At 71.4% G+C, this 15,960-nt stretch carries 14 protein-coding genes and 1 pseudogene; 9 read left to right on the top strand and 6 right to left on the bottom strand.

The features are described from left to right. Positions 1-23 precede the first annotated feature (23 nt). The 4 genes and pseudogenes from RS883_RS17155 to RS883_RS16785 all read left to right on the top strand — a co-directional run. Positions 24-272: pseudogene (locus RS883_RS17155) on the top strand (endonuclease domain-containing protein); the annotation flags it as partial. Between the two features lie 144 nt (positions 273-416). Further along, positions 417-2,303 (top strand): acetyl/propionyl/methylcrotonyl-CoA carboxylase subunit alpha, encoded by a 1,887-nt coding sequence (locus tag RS883_RS16795; protein ID WP_315761326.1) that lies wholly within the window; start codon positions 417-419, stop codon positions 2,301-2,303. A 94-nt stretch (positions 2,304-2,397) separates the two neighbouring features. Next, the gene (locus RS883_RS16790; protein WP_315761325.1) at positions 2,398-2,847 is read left to right on the top strand and encodes a MaoC family dehydratase; all 450 of its coding nucleotides are present in this window, start codon (positions 2,398-2,400) and stop codon (positions 2,845-2,847) included. Further along, entirely contained in the window at positions 2,844-3,665 is an 822-nt protein-coding gene (locus RS883_RS16785; RefSeq protein WP_315761324.1) for a CoA ester lyase, read from the top strand. The genes RS883_RS16790 and RS883_RS16785 overlap by 4 nt, the downstream gene beginning before the upstream one ends. A 3-nt stretch (positions 3,666-3,668) precedes the next feature. On the opposite strand, the gene RS883_RS16780 is transcribed toward RS883_RS16785, so the two are convergent. Beyond that, the gene (locus RS883_RS16780) at positions 3,669-4,097 is read right to left on the bottom strand and encodes a cupin domain-containing protein (RefSeq protein WP_315761323.1); all 429 of its coding nucleotides are present in this window, start codon (positions 4,095-4,097) and stop codon (positions 3,669-3,671) included. 204 nt (positions 4,098-4,301) lie between these two features. On the opposite strand from RS883_RS16780, the gene RS883_RS16775 reads away from it, so the two are divergent. Continuing rightward, on the top strand, positions 4,302-4,976 hold the full coding sequence (locus tag RS883_RS16775; protein WP_315761322.1) for an extensin family protein: 675 nt from the start codon (positions 4,302-4,304) through the stop codon (positions 4,974-4,976). A 38-nt stretch (positions 4,977-5,014) separates the two neighbouring features. Then, positions 5,015-5,890, top strand: a complete 876-nt coding sequence (locus tag RS883_RS16770; protein ID WP_315761321.1) for an LOG family protein — start codon at positions 5,015-5,017, stop codon at positions 5,888-5,890. An 83-nt stretch (positions 5,891-5,973) separates the two neighbouring features. Here RS883_RS16770 and chrA read toward each other — a convergent pair whose 3' ends face one another. The 5 genes from chrA to RS883_RS16745 all read right to left on the bottom strand — a co-directional run bounded on the left by chrA (position 5,974) and on the right by RS883_RS16745 (position 12,655). Then, positions 5,974-7,146 (bottom strand): chromate efflux transporter, encoded by a 1,173-nt coding sequence (gene chrA / locus RS883_RS16765; protein WP_315761320.1) that lies wholly within the window; start codon positions 7,144-7,146, stop codon positions 5,974-5,976. Between the two features lie 127 nt (positions 7,147-7,273). Continuing rightward, positions 7,274-10,678 carry a chromosome segregation protein SMC gene (gene smc / locus RS883_RS16760; protein WP_315761319.1) on the bottom strand — a complete coding sequence of 1,135 codons (3,405 nt, stop codon included), beginning with the start codon at positions 10,676-10,678 and terminating at the stop codon, positions 7,274-7,276. A gap of 35 nt (positions 10,679-10,713) precedes the next feature. Beyond that, a complete protein-coding gene (locus tag RS883_RS16755) occupies positions 10,714-11,439 on the bottom strand; it encodes a thioredoxin domain-containing protein (protein ID WP_315761318.1) in 726 nt (241 codons plus the stop codon). 29 nt (positions 11,440-11,468) lie between these two features. Beyond that, the gene (locus tag RS883_RS16750) at positions 11,469-12,128 is read right to left on the bottom strand and encodes a DsbA family protein (RefSeq protein ID WP_315761317.1); all 660 of its coding nucleotides are present in this window, start codon (positions 12,126-12,128) and stop codon (positions 11,469-11,471) included. Next, positions 12,128-12,655, bottom strand: a complete 528-nt coding sequence (locus tag RS883_RS16745; RefSeq protein WP_315761316.1) for a DUF721 domain-containing protein — start codon at positions 12,653-12,655, stop codon at positions 12,128-12,130. The genes RS883_RS16750 and RS883_RS16745 overlap by 1 nt, the downstream gene beginning before the upstream one ends. Before the next feature lie 27 nt (positions 12,656-12,682). On the opposite strand from RS883_RS16745, the gene mutY reads away from it, so the two are divergent. Genes mutY through nudC form a run of 3 tightly spaced genes read left to right on the top strand, consistent with a single transcriptional unit; the run spans position 12,683 to position 15,893 of the window. Continuing rightward, entirely contained in the window at positions 12,683-13,744 is a 1,062-nt protein-coding gene (mutY, locus tag RS883_RS16740) for an A/G-specific adenine glycosylase (protein ID WP_315761315.1), read from the top strand. After that, positions 13,732-15,036, top strand: coding sequence for a serine hydrolase domain-containing protein (locus RS883_RS16735; protein ID WP_315761314.1), 1,305 nt, complete (start codon positions 13,732-13,734; stop codon positions 15,034-15,036). Before mutY ends, RS883_RS16735 begins: the two co-directional genes overlap by 13 nt. After that, positions 15,033-15,893 carry an NAD(+) diphosphatase gene (gene nudC, locus RS883_RS16730; RefSeq protein ID WP_315761313.1) on the top strand — a complete coding sequence of 287 codons (861 nt, stop codon included), beginning with the start codon at positions 15,033-15,035 and terminating at the stop codon, positions 15,891-15,893. The genes RS883_RS16735 and nudC overlap by 4 nt, the downstream gene beginning before the upstream one ends. Positions 15,894-15,960: the final 67 nt, after the last annotated feature.

Raw genomic sequence — 15,960 nt, 5'->3', positions numbered from 1 at the left:
TGCGCGCCTCCGCATCGGCAAAAATGCTGGCACGCCGCGAACGACGTAGCGGCAACCTGCCCGAGGTGTTGCTCTGGCGCGAACTGCGCAAGCGCCCGGGAGGATTGAAGTTCAGGCGCCAGCATCCACTCGGCTTCTACTGCCTCGACTTTGCCTGTCTTTCCGCTCGTCTCGCGATCGAAGTCGATGGCGAGGCTCACAATCGCGGCGATCGTCCAATCCACGATCAGCGACGTGACGAATGGCTCGCCGTTCAGGGCTTCGAAACGATCCGGATCGCCGCCCCGGATGTAATGGGCAACCTCGACGGCGTCATCGCCGCTATCGTCGAGCGCGCCGCGGCGCGCACCCCTCCACCCCTCGCCCTTGGCGAGCGGTCCCCCTCCCCGTTCCGGGGAGGTGCTGAAGGACATCGCATGATCCGCTCCCTCCTCATCGCCAATCGCGGCGAGATCGCGTGCCGCATCATCCGCACCGCACGCGCGATGGGCATCCGCACCGTCGCGGTTTATTCCGACGCCGACGCCGGCGCGCTGCACGCCGCCCAAGCCGACGAGGCGGTGCATATCGGCCCCTCGCCGGCGCGCGAAAGCTATCTTGTCGGTGAGAAGATCATCGCCGCGGCCAAGGCGACCGGCGCTGAGGCGATCCATCCAGGCTACGGCTTCCTGTCCGAAAATGCCGAGTTCGCCGAGGCGGTGGCCGCCGCGGGGCTGATCTGGGTTGGCGCCACGCCGCATTCGATCCGGGCGATGGGCCTCAAGGATGCGGCCAAGACGCTGATGGCAGAGGCGGGCGTGCCGGTGACGCCCGGCTATCTGGGCGCGGACCAGTCGCCCGAACGGCTGAAGGCGGAGGCCGATGCGATCGGCTATCCCGTGCTCATCAAGGCGGTGGCGGGCGGCGGCGGTAAGGGAATGCGCCGCGTCGATGCATCGGCGGACTTCCTCGACGCGCTCGCCTCCTGCCAGCGCGAGGCGGCGGCGAGCTTTGGCGACGATCGCGTGCTGATCGAGAAATACGTTCTGTCGCCCCGGCATATCGAGGTGCAGGTGTTCGGCGACACGCACGGCAACGTCGTTCACCTGTTCGAGCGCGACTGCTCGCTCCAGCGCCGCCACCAGAAGGTGATCGAGGAAGCGCCCGCGCCCGGCATGGACGAGGCGACGCGGCAGGCGATCTGCGCCGCCGCCGTGCGCGCGGCAAAGGCGGTCGACTATGTCGGCGCGGGCACGATCGAGTTCATCGCCGATGCGAGCGAAGGCCTGTCCGCCGACCGCATCTGGTTCATGGAAATGAACACCCGCCTCCAGGTCGAGCATCCGGTGACCGAGGAGATCACCGGCGTCGACCTGGTCGAGTGGCAGCTGCGCGTGGCATCGGGCGAACCGCTGCCCAAGCGGCAGGACGAGCTGTCGATCGACGGGCATGCGATCGAGGCGCGGCTCTATGCGGAGAACCCGGCCAGCGGCTTCCTTCCCTCGACGGGCGCGCTCTCGGTCCTCGACCTGCCGCACGGCGCGTTGCGCGTCGAAACGGGGGTGGTCGAGGGCGATGCGGTGACGCCGTTCTACGATCCGATGATCGCCAAGCTGGTCGTCCATGCGGCCGATCGCGAGGCGGCGATCGAGCTGCTTGCCGACGAGGTCGAGGGCGTCGGCGTCTGGCCGGTCGCAACCAATGCCGGCTTCATCGTCCGCGCGCTGCGCCATCCGGGCTTCGGATCGGGTGCCATCGACACCGGGTTCATCGCCGCGCATCTCGACGATCTGCTCCCCGCCAGCGAGCCCAGCGAGGCGGTGTGGACGGCGGCGGCGCACACGCTGGCTTGGGCCGAGAGCGATATCACGGCGTCGGGCGGCGCCTGGGCCGAGATCGGGCCGATCCGCCTGAACGCCGCTCCGCGCAGCCGACTGACCGTGGCGACCGGGACCACGCATCGCGACGTCGACCTGCTTGCGGGCGAGCCGGAGACGGCGGGCCGGCTGGTCGACGACACACTCGTCATCGTCGAGGCGGGGAGCGCGTTCGCCTTCACCCGCTGGCGGGCGGGCGGGACCGGCGCCGGCGCGGCTGCCGATGGTGCGATCCTCGCGCCGATGCCCGGCCGCGTGCTGTCGGTCGAGGTGGCGGCGGGCGATGCCGTGACCAAGGGCCAGAAGCTGCTGACGCTCGAGGCGATGAAGATGGAGCACACGCTGACCGCGCCGTTCGCCGGAACCGTGGCCGAGCTCAATGCGGTCGCGGGCGGGCAGGTGCAGGTCGAGGCGCTGCTCGCGCGGATCGAGCGGGCGGAACCCTAAATCCGTTCGTGCTGAGCTTGTCGAAGCACGTGTCCCGGAACACGCCCTTCGCCAAGCTCAGGGCGAACGGTTCGGAAGGTCCAAGGTAAGTAGGATGGCAGGACGTTTCTTCGACGAATGGCAGGTGGGCGATCGGATCGAGCATGAGATCCGTCGCACCGTGACCGAGACCGACAATCTCCTGTTCTCCACCATGACCCACAATCCGCAGCCGCTGCATCTGGACGCGGAGGCGGCGAGGGCGTCGGAGTTCGGGCGCATCCTCGTCAACGGCACCTTCACCTTCGCGCTGATGGTGGGGCTGAGCGTCGGCGAGACGACGCTCGGCAGCCTGGTCGCCAATCTCGGCTACGACCAGCTCGTCATGCCCGCGCCGGTGTTCATCGGCGACACGCTGCGCGCGACGAGCGAGGTGACCGAGCTTCGCCCGTCGAAGTCGCGGCCGGGGCAGGGGATCGTCACCTGGCGGCATGAGATGCTCAACCAGCGGGACGAGGTCGTCTGCCGCTGCCTGCGGTCGGCACTCCTGAAGTCGCGCGCATGAGGTCGATGCTGTTCGTCCCGGGCGACCGGCCCGAGCGGTTCGAAAAGGCGATCGCCTCGGGCGCCGACGCGTTGATCCTCGATCTGGAGGATTCGGTTGTGCCCGATGCCAAAGCACGGGCGCGAGAAGCCGTGGCGGCGTTCCTGCAAGGGCGGCATCCCGCCCGCATCTTCGTCCGCGTCAATCCGCTCGGCGGCGAATGGGTGGCGGCCGATGCCGAGATCGCGCGCCATGCCGATGGCGTGGTGCTGCCGAAAGCCGAGGGCGCCGCGAGTGTCGAGGCGCTGGCGGCACTGCTCGGGGCCGAGCCGCCGCCGATCCTGCCGATCGCGACGGAAACGCCGCGGGCGGTGTTCGCGCTCGGCGATTACGGCTCGGTCGCGGACCGGCTCGCGGGGCTGACCTGGGGCGCGGAGGATCTGCCCGCGGCGATCGGCGCGACGAACAGCCGACACGAGGATGGCAGCTACACCGATCCCTATCGCATGGTCCGCGCGCTGACGTTGTTCGGCGCGCACGCCGCCGGGGTGGCGGCGATCGAGACGGTGTTTCCGGCGATCAGGGACGAAGCGGGGCTGGCGCGCTATGCCGCGGCGGGCGCGCGCGACGGCTTCACCGGCATGATGGCGATCCATCCGGCCCAGGTCGCGGCGATCAACGCCGCCTTCACGCCGTCCGCCGAAGCGATCGCCGACGCTCAGCGGATCGTCGATGCGTTCGCCGCGGCGCCGGGGGCGGGCGCACTTCAGCTCGACGGCCGCATGGTCGACGCGCCGCACCTCAAGCAGGCGCAGGCGCTGCTCGCGCGCGCGGGCTGAGCGTTACCGGCCGGGCGCCCAGCCGGGCCGCGCGAGCTCGAAGCCGGCGAAGTCGAAGCCGGGCGAGACGACGCAGCTGACCAGCGTCCAGCCGCGGTCGGCATACGCCGCCTGCCACTGCCCGGGCTCGATCCGAAGCTGTGGGTGTTCGCCGGCGAGGATGTCGGAGCCGAGCCGCAGCGTCTCGGCAGGGCGGGCATCGCTGTCGGCCCGCGAGAGCGCGAGCGGATGGCCGGCGTGCCACAGCCACAGCTCGGTCGCATCGACGCGGTGCCAGTGCGACCGCTCGCCGGCCTTCAGCAGGAACAGGATCGCGGTTGCGGACGCGCGTTCGCCCGATGCCGCTGATGCGCGCCAGGTCTCGCGGTACCAGCCGCCTTCTGGATGCGGCGCGAGGTTCAATGCGGCGATCAGGGCGTCCGCGTCGGTCATTCGGCTTCTCCTGACGGCTCAGCAATACTCCGGCGGCGACCGGGGTCCAGAACCAAGCAGCGCAGCGTCAGTAACCCTGGACCCCGGCTTGCGCCGGGGTGGAAGCCTCTTTATGAATGGCGTGTCCGCTCATCTGCCTCTCGCTCGCGGCGGACCGATCGAGATCGTTAGCCACCCGTTCAGCCCATCGCGCTAGAAAGGCGCATGCGTTTCGGTTGGATCGGTCTCGCGGGCCTCGCGCCGCTCCTGCTTCTCGGCTGCGTGTCGGGCGACGATCGGCCCGAGCCGCGGCGCCCGGCGGCGAAGACAGCGCGCAAGCCGCGGCCGGCGCCCCGCGCGCCGGAGCCGCCAACGGCGGAAACGCGCCAGTGCCTTGCCGATCTCGACGCCGACCGCGTCGATTACCGCACGCTGCCGACCCAGGATTTCGGCGGCGGCTGCGTCGTCGTCGGCGCGGTGCAGCTGCTCGACATCGGCGTGCCGGTCAGCGGGCTCAAGTCGATGCGCTGTCCGCTCGCCCGCAACTTCTCGAACTGGGTGCGCTACGGCGTCGCGCCGGCGGCCAAGCAGATGCTGGGGAGCGATCTGGTCCGAATCGAAAGCTATGGCACGTTCAACTGCCGGCCGATCGCAGGAAGCGGCCGCCTGTCCGAGCATGGCCGCGCCAACGCGGTCGACATCGCCGTTTTCGTCCTGGCCGACGGGCGGCGGGTGAGCGTCCTCAACGGCTGGCAGGGGGCGGACGACCAGCGCCGCTTCCTGCGCACCGTGTTCAAGTCGGCCTGCCGCCGCTTCACCACCGCGCTTGGCCCCGAATACAACAGCGCGCATGCCAACCACTTCCACCTCGACATGGGCGGGCGCCCGCTCTGCCGCTGACGCTTTCCGCGGCGCCCGGTGTAGGCTAGGGCGCGGGCATGAGTGATACACGAGTTCCCGATCGGGTCTTTCGCCGTGCCGAGCAGGATGCCGAAACCGCTCGCACCGGCACGACGACGCCGCAGACCGAGCATCCCGCCTATCGCCTCGCGTTCCAGGATCTCGACTTCCTGCTGCGCGAGGATCTGCGGCCGGTGCGCTTTCAGCTCGAGCTGTTGAAGCCGCAGTTGCTGCTCGACGAGGCGAATATCGCCTCGCTGTTCGTCATGTACGGATCGGCGCGCATCCCCGAGCCCGACAAGGCGCCGGCGCTGCTGGAACTCGCGGGCGACGGCCCCGGCCGCAAGGTCGCCGAGCGGCTGGCCGAGAAGGCCAAATATTACGAGGTCGCGCGCGAGCTGGCGCGGCTGGCGAGCGACTTTCCGCGCGACGAGGCGGGCAAGCGGCACTTCGTCGTCTGTTCGGGCGGCGGCCCTTCGATCATGGAGGCGGCGAACCGCGGCGCGACCGACGTCGGCGCCGAATCGGTCGGGCTCAACATCGTGCTGCCGCACGAACAGGCGCCCAACGCCTATGTGACGCCGTCACTGTCGATGCAGTTCCACTATTTCGCGCTTCGCAAGATGCACTTCCTGCTGCGCGCGCGGGCGGTGGCGGTGTTCCCCGGCGGCTTCGGCACGTTCGACGAGGCGTTCGAGCTTTTGACGCTGATGCAGACGGGCAAGATCGAGCGTATCCCCGTCCTCTTCTATGGCCGCGAGTTCTGGGAGCGCGTCGTCAGCTTCGAGGCGTTGTGCGAGGAAGGGGTGATCGGCCCCAAGGACCTCGACCTCATCACCTGGGTCGAGAGCGCGGAGGAAGGCTGGGACATCGTCCGCCGGTTCTGGCGCGAGAAGGAAGCGGCGGCCGGGTGATCAAACGCACCCGTTCGCCCTGAGCTTGTCGAAGGGCGTGCCCCGGGGCACGTGCTTCGACAAGCTCGGCACGAGCGGGGTTTTCAGCGGATCGCCAGCGAGCCGATCGCCGCGCCTCCCGCGACCAGCGCCGGCGTTACCCAGCTGCCCTTGAGCCGCCACGCCGCCACCGCTGCCACGGCGAAGATCGCGGCCGTGGCGACCGGCGCGGGGGTGCGTGTCGCGGTACCGATCGCAAGGTCGACGACGGTGGCGGCGATGATCCCGACGACCGCCGCGGCGACGCCGTCGAGCGTGCGGTGGAGGCGCGGATCGGCGACCACCGCCTCCAGCCGCTCGAAGAAGATCATCGAGAAGGCGAAGGCGGGAAGGAACATGCCCGCGGTGATCGCCAGCGCACCCGCCGGCCCGCCGGCGACATAGCCCGCGAAGGTGGCGAAGATGACGAGCGGCGCGGGCAGCAACCCCGCCACCGCCACGCCGTCGAGAAAGGCGCCGTCGCTCAGCCACCCGCGTCCCACCGTGTCGGCGCGGACATAGGGGATGGCGGTGTAAGCGCCGCCGAAGGTGAGCAGCCCGCCCTTCAGCCCGGCGACGAACAGCGCGGCGAGGCTTGCCGCGCTCGCCGCCGATGGAGCAGGTCCCGGCCCGACGCCGGGCAACCACAGGCCGGCGATCGCGGCCAGCGCCACGGGCATCAGCACCGCCGCTACGCGCGTCGCCAGGGCGCTCGCGAGACCGGCGGCGATTAGCAGCAGCCAGAAGGGCACGCCCGCCAGCGTCGCGGCGAAGGCGATCAGCGCAAGCCCCACCGCCACCCGCTCCGCCAGCACATGGCGCCCGATCCGCCACACCGCGCGCACGATCACCGCCAGCACCGCGGCCTGCACGCCGAGCAGCACGCCCTCAAACCCCGCGCGCCCCTCCACCAACGCGGTATAAGCCGCCGCGGCCACCATCATCAGCACGAGACCCGGCAGCATGAAGCCGAGCCCCGCGAGCAGCCCGCCGATCCGACCGCGTGCGAGCATCCCCATATGGACGCACAATTCATGCGCCTCCGGCCCCGGCAGCACCTGCATCACGCCGAGCAGGCGATTGAAGCGCGCGGGCTCGATCCAGCGCTCACGCTCGACCAGCGCCTCCCGGATCATGGCGATCTGCGCGACGGGGCCACCGAAGGCGTTGAAGCCGAAGCGCAGGAAGCGCCAGAACAATTGGGGTAGGGTCAGGACGGGGGGGCGTGCGTCGGCCATCATTCAATTCGCTCCGGGTCGCGCGGGCGCGACATGGGGAGCGGACTTGGACGGGAACCGTCTGAACGGGCGTCCGCGGCAAGCCCGTGCGCGATTGCTGCCCGGCTCTCGCGGGCTTGGCAATCCCCTATTCGGCGGCGAGCAGTTCCTCGGCCGCGCCCAGATCGACGCTGACCAGCCGGCTGACGCCGCGCTCGACCATCGTCACGCCGAACAACCGGTGCATCCGGCTCATCGTCGCGGCATTGTGGGTGACGATCAGATAGCGGGTCTGCGTCTCGCGGGTCATTCGGTCGAGCAGGTCGCAGAAGCGGTCGATATTGGCGTCGTCGAGCGGCGCGTCGACCTCGTCCAGCACGCAGATCGGCGCCGGATTGGTGAGAAACAGCCCGAAGATCAGCGCGACCGCGGTCAGCGCCTGCTCGCCGCCGGACAAGAGCGTCAGCGACTGGAGCTTCTTGCCCGGCGGCTGGGCCATGATCTCGAGCCCGGCGTCGAGCGGATCCTCCGAGTCGATGAGGGTGAGGTGCGCCTGCCCGCCGTCGAAGAGGGTCGTGAACAGGCGCCGGAAATGGCCGTCGACCGCCTCGAACGCGGCGAGCAGGCGCTGACGCCCCTCGCGATTGAGCGTGCCGATCGACCCGCGCAGGCGATGCACCGCGGCCTCCAGCTCGGCGAGTTCGGCGGCGTTGCGGGTGCGCTCGGTATCGAGTTCGGCGAGTTCGCGTTCGGCGATCAGGTTGACGGGGCCAATCCGCTCGCGCTCGGCGACGAGGCGGTCGTGGCGCGTGCTTTCGTCCTGTGGGTCGCCGACGTCGTCGGCGTCGAAGCCGGCGCGCTGGGGCAGGAGCGGGGGCGGGCATTCGAAGCGCTCGCCGGAGACGCGGCCCATCTCGACGCGGCGCAGATCCTGGTTCTCTGCGCGGGCGGCGGCACCGGCGCGCGCCTCCCGCGCGGCGGCGAGCGTTTCGGCGGCCTGGCGAGCGGCGGCTTCGGTGTCGCGCAGCGCCGTTTCCGCGGTGCGCTCGGCGGCGGCGCGAGTGGCGGCTTCGGCGGTGGCGGCGCGGGCGCGCGTGTCGGCGTCGGCCTGCTGCGCGAGCAAGGCGGCGGGGCGGTCGGCGAGGCGGGCGTGCTCGGCGGCGGCTTCGGCGGCGCGCTTGTCGAGCTCGGCAATTCGCTTGGCCGCCTCGCCGGCGCGCGTGCGCCAGTTCTTGGCTTCGGCCTGTGCGGCGGCGCGGCGCTCGCGATCGAAGGCGAGGCTGCGGTCGAGCGCGGCGCGTTCGGCGCGCGCGCCCGCGACGGTGGCGCGGGCCCCTTCCGCGGCGGCGGAAAGCGCGGCGACTTCGGCGCGGGTGGCGCTGCCGTCAGGAAGCGCAGCGACGGCGGCGTCGGCACGCGCGACCTCCGCCTGCGCCTCGGCGAGGTCGGCGGCGCTGCGTTCGCGGCGGCGAGCGAGGTCGGCGGCTTGCGCGTCCAGCCGCTCGAGTCCGGCGGCGGCGCGATCCTCGGCACGGGCGGCGTCGCGTTCGGCGCGCTCGCTCGCCTCGATCACGCGCCGTGCTTCGGTGGCGGCGGCGCGAGCATCGGCGATCGCGGTGGCGATCCGCGTCGTCTCCTGCTCCGCTGCCTCGACGGCGCGGACCGCCGCGGGGCGGGCGGCTTCGATTGCGCGCAGGCGGTTGAGGCGTTCGAGCCGTTCGGCCGCCGCGGCGCCGCTGCCGCGCGCGATCAGGCCGTCCCAGCGGCGCAGCACCCCCGCGAGCGTCACCAGCCGCTGGCCGACCGCGAGCGGACGGCCGTCATCGACCTCGGCCACGAAGATCTGCGCCAGCCGGCGGGCGAGCGCAGGGGGCGCCTCGACATGGCTGGCGAGCGCGGCGGTGCCGGCGGGCGGCGGCGGGTCGCCCGCCTGTCGGTCGGCACCCGCCCAGTGACGATCGTCGGCGGGGTCGACGCCCGCTTCCAGATCGTCGCCAAGCGCCGCGGCGAGCGCGCGTTCATAGCCCGGCGCCGCGCGCACCGAATCGAGCATCCGCGCGCGTCCGCCCGGTCGCGTCGCGCGTGCGAGCACTGCCGCCTCGCCATCCAGCGCGGCGAGTTCGGCCTGCGCGGCCGCGCGTACGGCATCGGCGCGCTGGCGCGACTCGATCGCGGCGCGCTCGTCCGCGTCAGCGCTGGCCAGCGTCGCGCGGGCGGCGGCGATGCGGCCCTGTGCCTGCGTGCGCGTGGTGGCTGCGGCGGCGCCCTCCGCGCGCAGCGGTTCTGGCGAGGGCAGTGCGCTGGCTTCGCTCTCGACGCGGGCGACGTCGCGCGCTGCGCGGTCGAGCCGCTGACGAGCGGCGGCGAGCGCGGCCTGTGCCACGCGGACCTCAGCCGCTTCCTGCGCCTGCGCGGCGAGTGCCTGGGCCAAGGTCACCTCGGCATCGCGGGCCGCGCGCTCGGCATCGGCCAGCGCGGCATCCAATGCGGGGACGCGCGCGCCCGCCTCCGCGATGCGCTTTTCGAGCGTTGCCGCTTCCTCGCCAAGCTGGGCGATCGCCGCGGCGGCATCCTGCGCGAGGTCGCCTTCGCGTGCGCGATCGTCGTTCAGCCGGGCGGCGGCGGCGGCGAGTTCGTCCAGGCGTCGCTCGATCCCGCGCCGCTCGCGCGACAAGGTTTCGAGCCGGTGCTGCGCCTGGGTCGCGGCATCGCGCGCAGCCTGGGCGGCGGCGCGTGCGTCGGCAAGCGCGGTCTGCGCCGACGCCTGCGCTTGGGTCGCCGCCTCGTGCGCGGTCGCGGCGGCGGCGACGTGCGCCTCGGCTTCGGTCGCTTGCCTGCGCGCGGTGTCGGCAGCGGCGGCGGCGTCGCGCCAGCGCGCGAAGATCAGCCGGCCTTCCGCGGTGCGGATCTGGTCGCTGAGCGCGCGATAGCGCTCGGCCTGGCGCGCCTGTCGCCGGAGCGCGGCGGCGCGTGCATCCTGGTCGCCGATCAGCTCACCCAGCCGCTGGAGATTGGTCTCGGTCGCGCGCAGCCGGGTCTCGGCCTCTTTGCGGCGGACGTGAAGTCCGGCGATGCCCGCCGCCTCCTCCAGCATCGCGCGCCGTTCGGTCGGCTTGGCGGAAATGACCGCGCTGATGCGATTTTGACTGACCAGCGCGGGCGAGTGCGCGCCGGTCGCGGCATCGGCGAAGAGGAGCGACACGTCGCGCGCGCGCACGTCACGGCCGTTGAGTCGATAGGCGGAGCCCGCGCCGCGCTCGATCCGGCGGACCACCTCGACCTCTTCTGCGTCCGCCGCGATCGCGTGGATCGCCACTTCGGCGAAGTCGCGCTGCGGGCGGGTGGCGGTGCCCGCGAAGATGACGTCCTCCATCCCCGCGCCGCGCAGCGACCGGGCGGAGCTTTCGCCCATCGCCCAGCGCAGCGCCTCGAGAAGGTTGGACTTGCCGCAGCCGTTCGGGCCGACGACGCCGGTCAGGCCCGGCTCGATCCGGAGGTCGGCCGGATCGACGAAGCTCTTGAAGCCGGTGAGGCGCAGCCGCGTGATCTGCATCGCTGGAGCGCAGATTGCCGGCTACGCCCCGGCGGTCAGGCGCCGGCCTGCTTGAGCGCGGTTTCGAGCTGCGGCCAGCTCACCGCGCCCTCGGCCTTCTTGCCGTTGATGATGAAGGTGGGGGTGCCCGTGACCTCGGTCGCCTTGTCCGTCATGTTCACCAGCTTCTGCACGGTGTTCATGTCGGCCAGGCATTGGCGCGCCTGCGCCTCCGGGATGCCGCGCTGCTTGACGAAGTCGAGATAGCCCGCCTGCTGCGCCCAGGCGGCGACCTGCTGCGGCGGGGCCATCGACTGGATCTGTGCCTGGAAGCTCTCGGGCGTCGACTGGAGCTTGTCGAGCGTCGCGGCCTGGTTGGCGTACATCTGCTCGAGCAGCGGGAAGAAGGTGGTCGGTCCGCCGCAGCGGCCGAGCACCGCGCTGGCGAGGTCAGGGGCGCCGTGGATCAGGAAGTCGCGGAACTCGAAGCTGACCTTGCCGGTCTCGACCAGCTTGGTGAGCGGCTCGAACCCCTGGCGCGCGAACGCGCCGCAGGCGGGGCAGGTGCGCGAGCCATATTCGACCAGCTTCACCGGCGCATCGGGGTTGCCCATGCGATAGCCGCCCTCGGGCGTCTCGCTGACCACCTGACTCCACTGCTGGCCGGCGGGTGCCGCGGCGCCCTGAACCGGGGCGGCGGGAGCCGAGGCGTTGCCGCCGCTGCCTTCGCCGCCGCAAGCGGCGAGAAGCGTCAGGGGGGCGAGGATGAGCATCGAACGCATCAGGGACAATCTCCGGTCGGAATATGAATTCAGCGGGCGCCGGCGGCGCGCAGGCGGGGTTCGAGGCGCGCCCAGTCGGTACCCTGGATCAGCTCGCCATTGAGTTCGAACGACGGCGTGCCGGCGATCTTGTCGAACGCGGCGCGAGTGCCGGCGATCAGCTGTTCGCGCGTGGCGGCGTCGGTCAGGCATGCCTCGGGCGCCTTGGGCAGGCGGGCGCGGACGAGGGCGGTGAGACCCGATCCGTCTGCGATCGCCTTGAGCGCGGCATCGCGGTCGGCGCCGGGCGGCGGCGTCACGCTGACGCCCTTTTCCAGAAGCGCCTTCTGGTTGGCGAAGATCGTGGTGTGGACGGCGGCGAAACTGCGCGGGCCGGCGCAGCGCGCATAGAGCGCGGCCGAGAGGTCCAGCCCGTCGCGGACGGCGTGGCGCACCTCGACGCTTACGCTGCCCGAGCGCACCCACTGGTCGAACAGCACCGGCTTCGACGCGGCGACGAAATCGCCGCAATGGGGGCAGGTATAGCTCAGATACTCGATGAGCTTCACCTTGGCCGTGGGATTGCCGATCACCCAGCTGCCGCTGGCGGTCGGGGTGACGGTGTTGCGCCAGTCGCGCTTGGCCTGGGCCATCGCCGTGCCGGCGGTCAGGCCGAGCAGCAGCGCGAGCAGCAATTTGACGAGACGCATCAACGAACCTTGCCGAGGACGGGAATGGAGACCGGGTCGCCAAGGCCGGAGGCGAGCGCCTCCAGCACCGCCTTGAGCTCCGGATCGGCGATCGCGCGCAGGCTGTCGGAGAGGTCGGCGGGAACCGGGCGCGGCGCGGGTCGAGGGGCCGGGCGCGTGGGACGGCGCACCTCGCCCTGGCGAAAGACGACGCGGGCGACCGCGGCATAGCCGAAGAAGCGATTGACGCGCTCGACGATCTCCGGCGCGATATGCTGCATCATCGGGCCATGCGCGCCGACGACGGTCAGCGTCAGCACGCCCTCCGCGCGCTGGCCCTGGGGAAAGCGGATCGATTCGGGGCTGGAGACGCGGGCGTAGCGATCGCCGACGATCTCCGGCCAGCGGCTGACGATCGAGGACTGGACGAAGCCGAACTTCTTGAACGCGGCGCCGCCGATGTCGGGCAACAGCTCGCTGACCGCGCGCGCGCGATTCGATCGCGGCGGCGGGGCAGGGGTCGGCCGGGGCTGGCGCGGCTTCGTCATCGCCCGCTCCCATGCCATAGGCGGGGCGTGTCCAACAAGGTGCAGTCCCAAATCGCCGCCGCGCTATTGGCCTGGTACGATGCGCATGCGCGGGTGCTGCCGTGGCGCGCGCCGCCGGGAGCGCCGGCGGCCGATCCCTATCGCGTGTGGCTGTCCGAGGTGATGCTCCAGCAGACACAGGTCGCGACCGTCATGCCCTATTTCGATCGCTGGACCGCGCGCTGGCCCGATTTCGCGAGCCTGGCCGCCGCCGACGATGCCGAAGTGATGTCGATGTGGGCGGGGCTCGGCTATTACGCTCGCGCCCGCAACCTGTTGAAGGGTGCGAGGGCGGTGGTCGCGGACCATGGCGGGCGGTTGCCGGGGGACGAGGCGGCGTTGCTCACCATCCCCGGCATCGGCGCCTATACCGCCGCGGCGATCGCCGCGATCGCCTTCGGGCGGCGCGCAGTGGTGGTCGACGGCAATATCGAGCGCGTCGTCTCGCGATTGTTCGCCATCCCGACGCCGATGCCCGCCGCCAAGCCCGCGATCCGGGCGGCGACCGATGCGATCACGCCGGATGCGCGGGCGGGCGACTTTGCGCAGGCGATGATGGACCTGGGCTCGGGCATCTGCACGCCGCGCAATCCGAAGTGCCTGCTCTGCCCGATCGCCGCGTCGTGCACCGCGCGCGCGGCGGGCGAGCAGGAGCGCTATCCGGTCAAGCTGCCGAAGAAGGCGCGGCCGGTGCGATACGGGACGATGTTCTGGCTGACCTCTGGCGCCGACGTCTGGCTCGTTCGCCGTCCGGACAAGGGGTTGCTGGGCGGAATGCGGGGATTGCCGAGCGGGCCGTGGTTGGCGGAAGCGCCCGGCTTGGCCGATGCGCCCGTCGCCGCAGACTGGCGGATGCTGCCGGCTCAGGCCGAGCACGGCTTCACTCATTTCACCCTCGTCTGCGCGCTTGCCGCCGCCCGGTGGGACGGGCAAACCGCGCCCGGCGAAGGCGAGTGGTGGCCGATCGACGACATCGAGTCGGCGGGGCTGCCGACCGTCTTCGCCAAGGCAGCACGGGCTTTTCGGGAGAGCGACGCATGCGGTGGATGATCGGCACGGCGATGATGACGGCGGCGCTGCTGCCCGCCCCCGCGCTGGCGCAGGCGGTGCGCCAGTCTGCGCCGCAGCCCGCCGCCACGCAGCTTCCGTCGGTTCGGGCGCTGGTCGACACCTATGTGGCTGAGAAGCGCACGCCGGGCATCGCCGTCGCCGTCGGTCATGACGACGCAGCCCCGCTGCTGCTCGCCAAGGGACGCATCGGCACCGGCGCCAATGCCGCGGCTGCGACGCCCGACACGCTGTGGCGCGTCTATTCGATGACCAAGCCGATCACCGGTATCGCCGCGATGATCCTGGTCGAGGAAGGCAAGCTCAAGCTCGACCAGCCGATCAGCGACTTCTTCCCGGCCTACAAGTCGATGAAGGTGCTGACCGATCCCGACAACAGCCTCGCCAGCCGCCCCGCCGCGCGCGAGATCACGGTGCGGCATCTCCTCACGCATACCGCGGGGCTCGGCTACAACATCATCACCAAGGGGCCGCTGCTCAAGGAATATGAGCGGCTGGGCATCGTCCCCGCCGCGCTCAATCGCCAGACCGAGGCGCAGGGCAAGGCGGTGCGGCCCAAGTCGCTCAAGGAATTCGCGGAGCGCACCGCGACGCTGCCGCTGATCGCCGATCCGGGGACCAAGTGGAGTTATTCGATCGGCCTGGACGTGATGGCCGCGGTGGTCGAGGCGGCGGCGAAGATGCCGTTCGAGCGCTTCGTCCAGACGCGCATCTTCGATCCGCTCGGCATGAAGTCGAGCTATTGGCAGGTGCCGGCGAGCGCGGCGGCGCGGCTGGCCGACAACAATGCGTGGGTCGGCGACAATCTGGTCCCGCTCGATCCCGGTGCGACGTCGGTGTTCCTCGACGCGCCGAGCTTTCCCTATGGCGGCGCGGGGCTTGTCATGTCGGTGCGCGACTATGACCGCTTCCTCGACATGCTCCAGCATTACGGCACCGCGGGCGGCGTCCGCATCCTGAAGCCGGAGACGGCGCGGCTGGCCATGTCGAACCTGTTGCCGACGGGGGTCAGCTATACCCGGATCGATGCGGCGACAGGCGGCAGCGCGGGGCCGAACACGGGCTTTGGCGCGGGCGGGTCGGTGCTGCTTCAGGACGTGCCGGGCGGGCCGGGCGCGGGCACCTATGGCTGGGGCGGCGCTGCCGGGACGATCGCGTTCGTCGACCCCAAGAAGCGCGTGCGCGCGGCGGGGATGGTCAATTACTTCCCCGCGGAGAAATGGCCGCTTCGCAGCGACATCATCAAGGCGCTTTACTCTGACCTGAAGCGGTGAGCCCCGGCTTTACCGGCGCGACGATCGATCGCGCCGACCATCTTCGCGCCGATCCCGAGCGGCTGGCCGCCGCGCGCGCCGATCCGGCGGCGCGGGTGCTGGCGATGGCGGGGCTCGATCCCGTTGTCGAGGATGGGCGGCTGGTCTGGCGCGCGATTGGTCCGGACGCGGGCGAGCTCGTGCTGCTGGGGGTCGAGGCGGGCGCGCCGCGGTTCGCCGCGTTGCTCGAGACGCCGACCGAAGGCGCGGCGCGGGGGCCGGCGCTCTACGCGCTGCTCGCCACGCTCCCGCGCGAGGAGATGGCGCTCTATGCCGCGGCGCGCAGCCTGGTCGACTGGCATTCGCGGCATCGTTTCTGTCCGCGGTGCGGGGGCGAGACGGTCGTCGAGAAGGGGGGCTGGGCGCGCCACTGCGTGAGTTGCGCCGCGCAACATTTCCCGCGCACCGACCCCGTCGTTATCATGCTGGCCGAGCATGGGGGCCGGGTGCTGCTCGGCCGCGGGCTCGGCTGGCCGCCTGGGCGCTATTCGGCGCTGGCGGGCTTCGTCGAGCCCGGCGAATCGATCGAGGAAGCGGTCGCGCGCGAGATCTGGGAGGAAGCGGGGATACGCGTCGGCGACGTCCGCTATGTCGCGAGCCAGCCCTGGCCGTTCCCATCGCAGCTGATGATCGCATGCATCGGCACCGCGGCGGACGACGTGCTGACGGTGGACACGAGCGAGCTGGAGGACTGTTTCTGGGCGACCCGCGACGATGTGGTCGCGGCGATGTCCGGTGATCCGAACGCCCGCTTCCTGGCGCCGCCACCGCATGCGATCGCGTACACGTTGCTCAACTGGTGGATGAGCCAGGTTTAGGAGCTTGTGCCCCGGCGGAGGCCGGGGCCCAGTTGGGGGACGCTGGCGATCGGCAGCGCTTCGTCAC

It is taken from the genome of Sphingomonas sp. Y38-1Y (assembly GCF_032391395.1).
Lineage (GTDB): Bacteria > Pseudomonadota > Alphaproteobacteria > Sphingomonadales > Sphingomonadaceae > Sphingomonas.
Note: the sequence above shows the minus strand (reverse complement) of the source record. Positions and strands in the feature narration are given on the sequence as shown.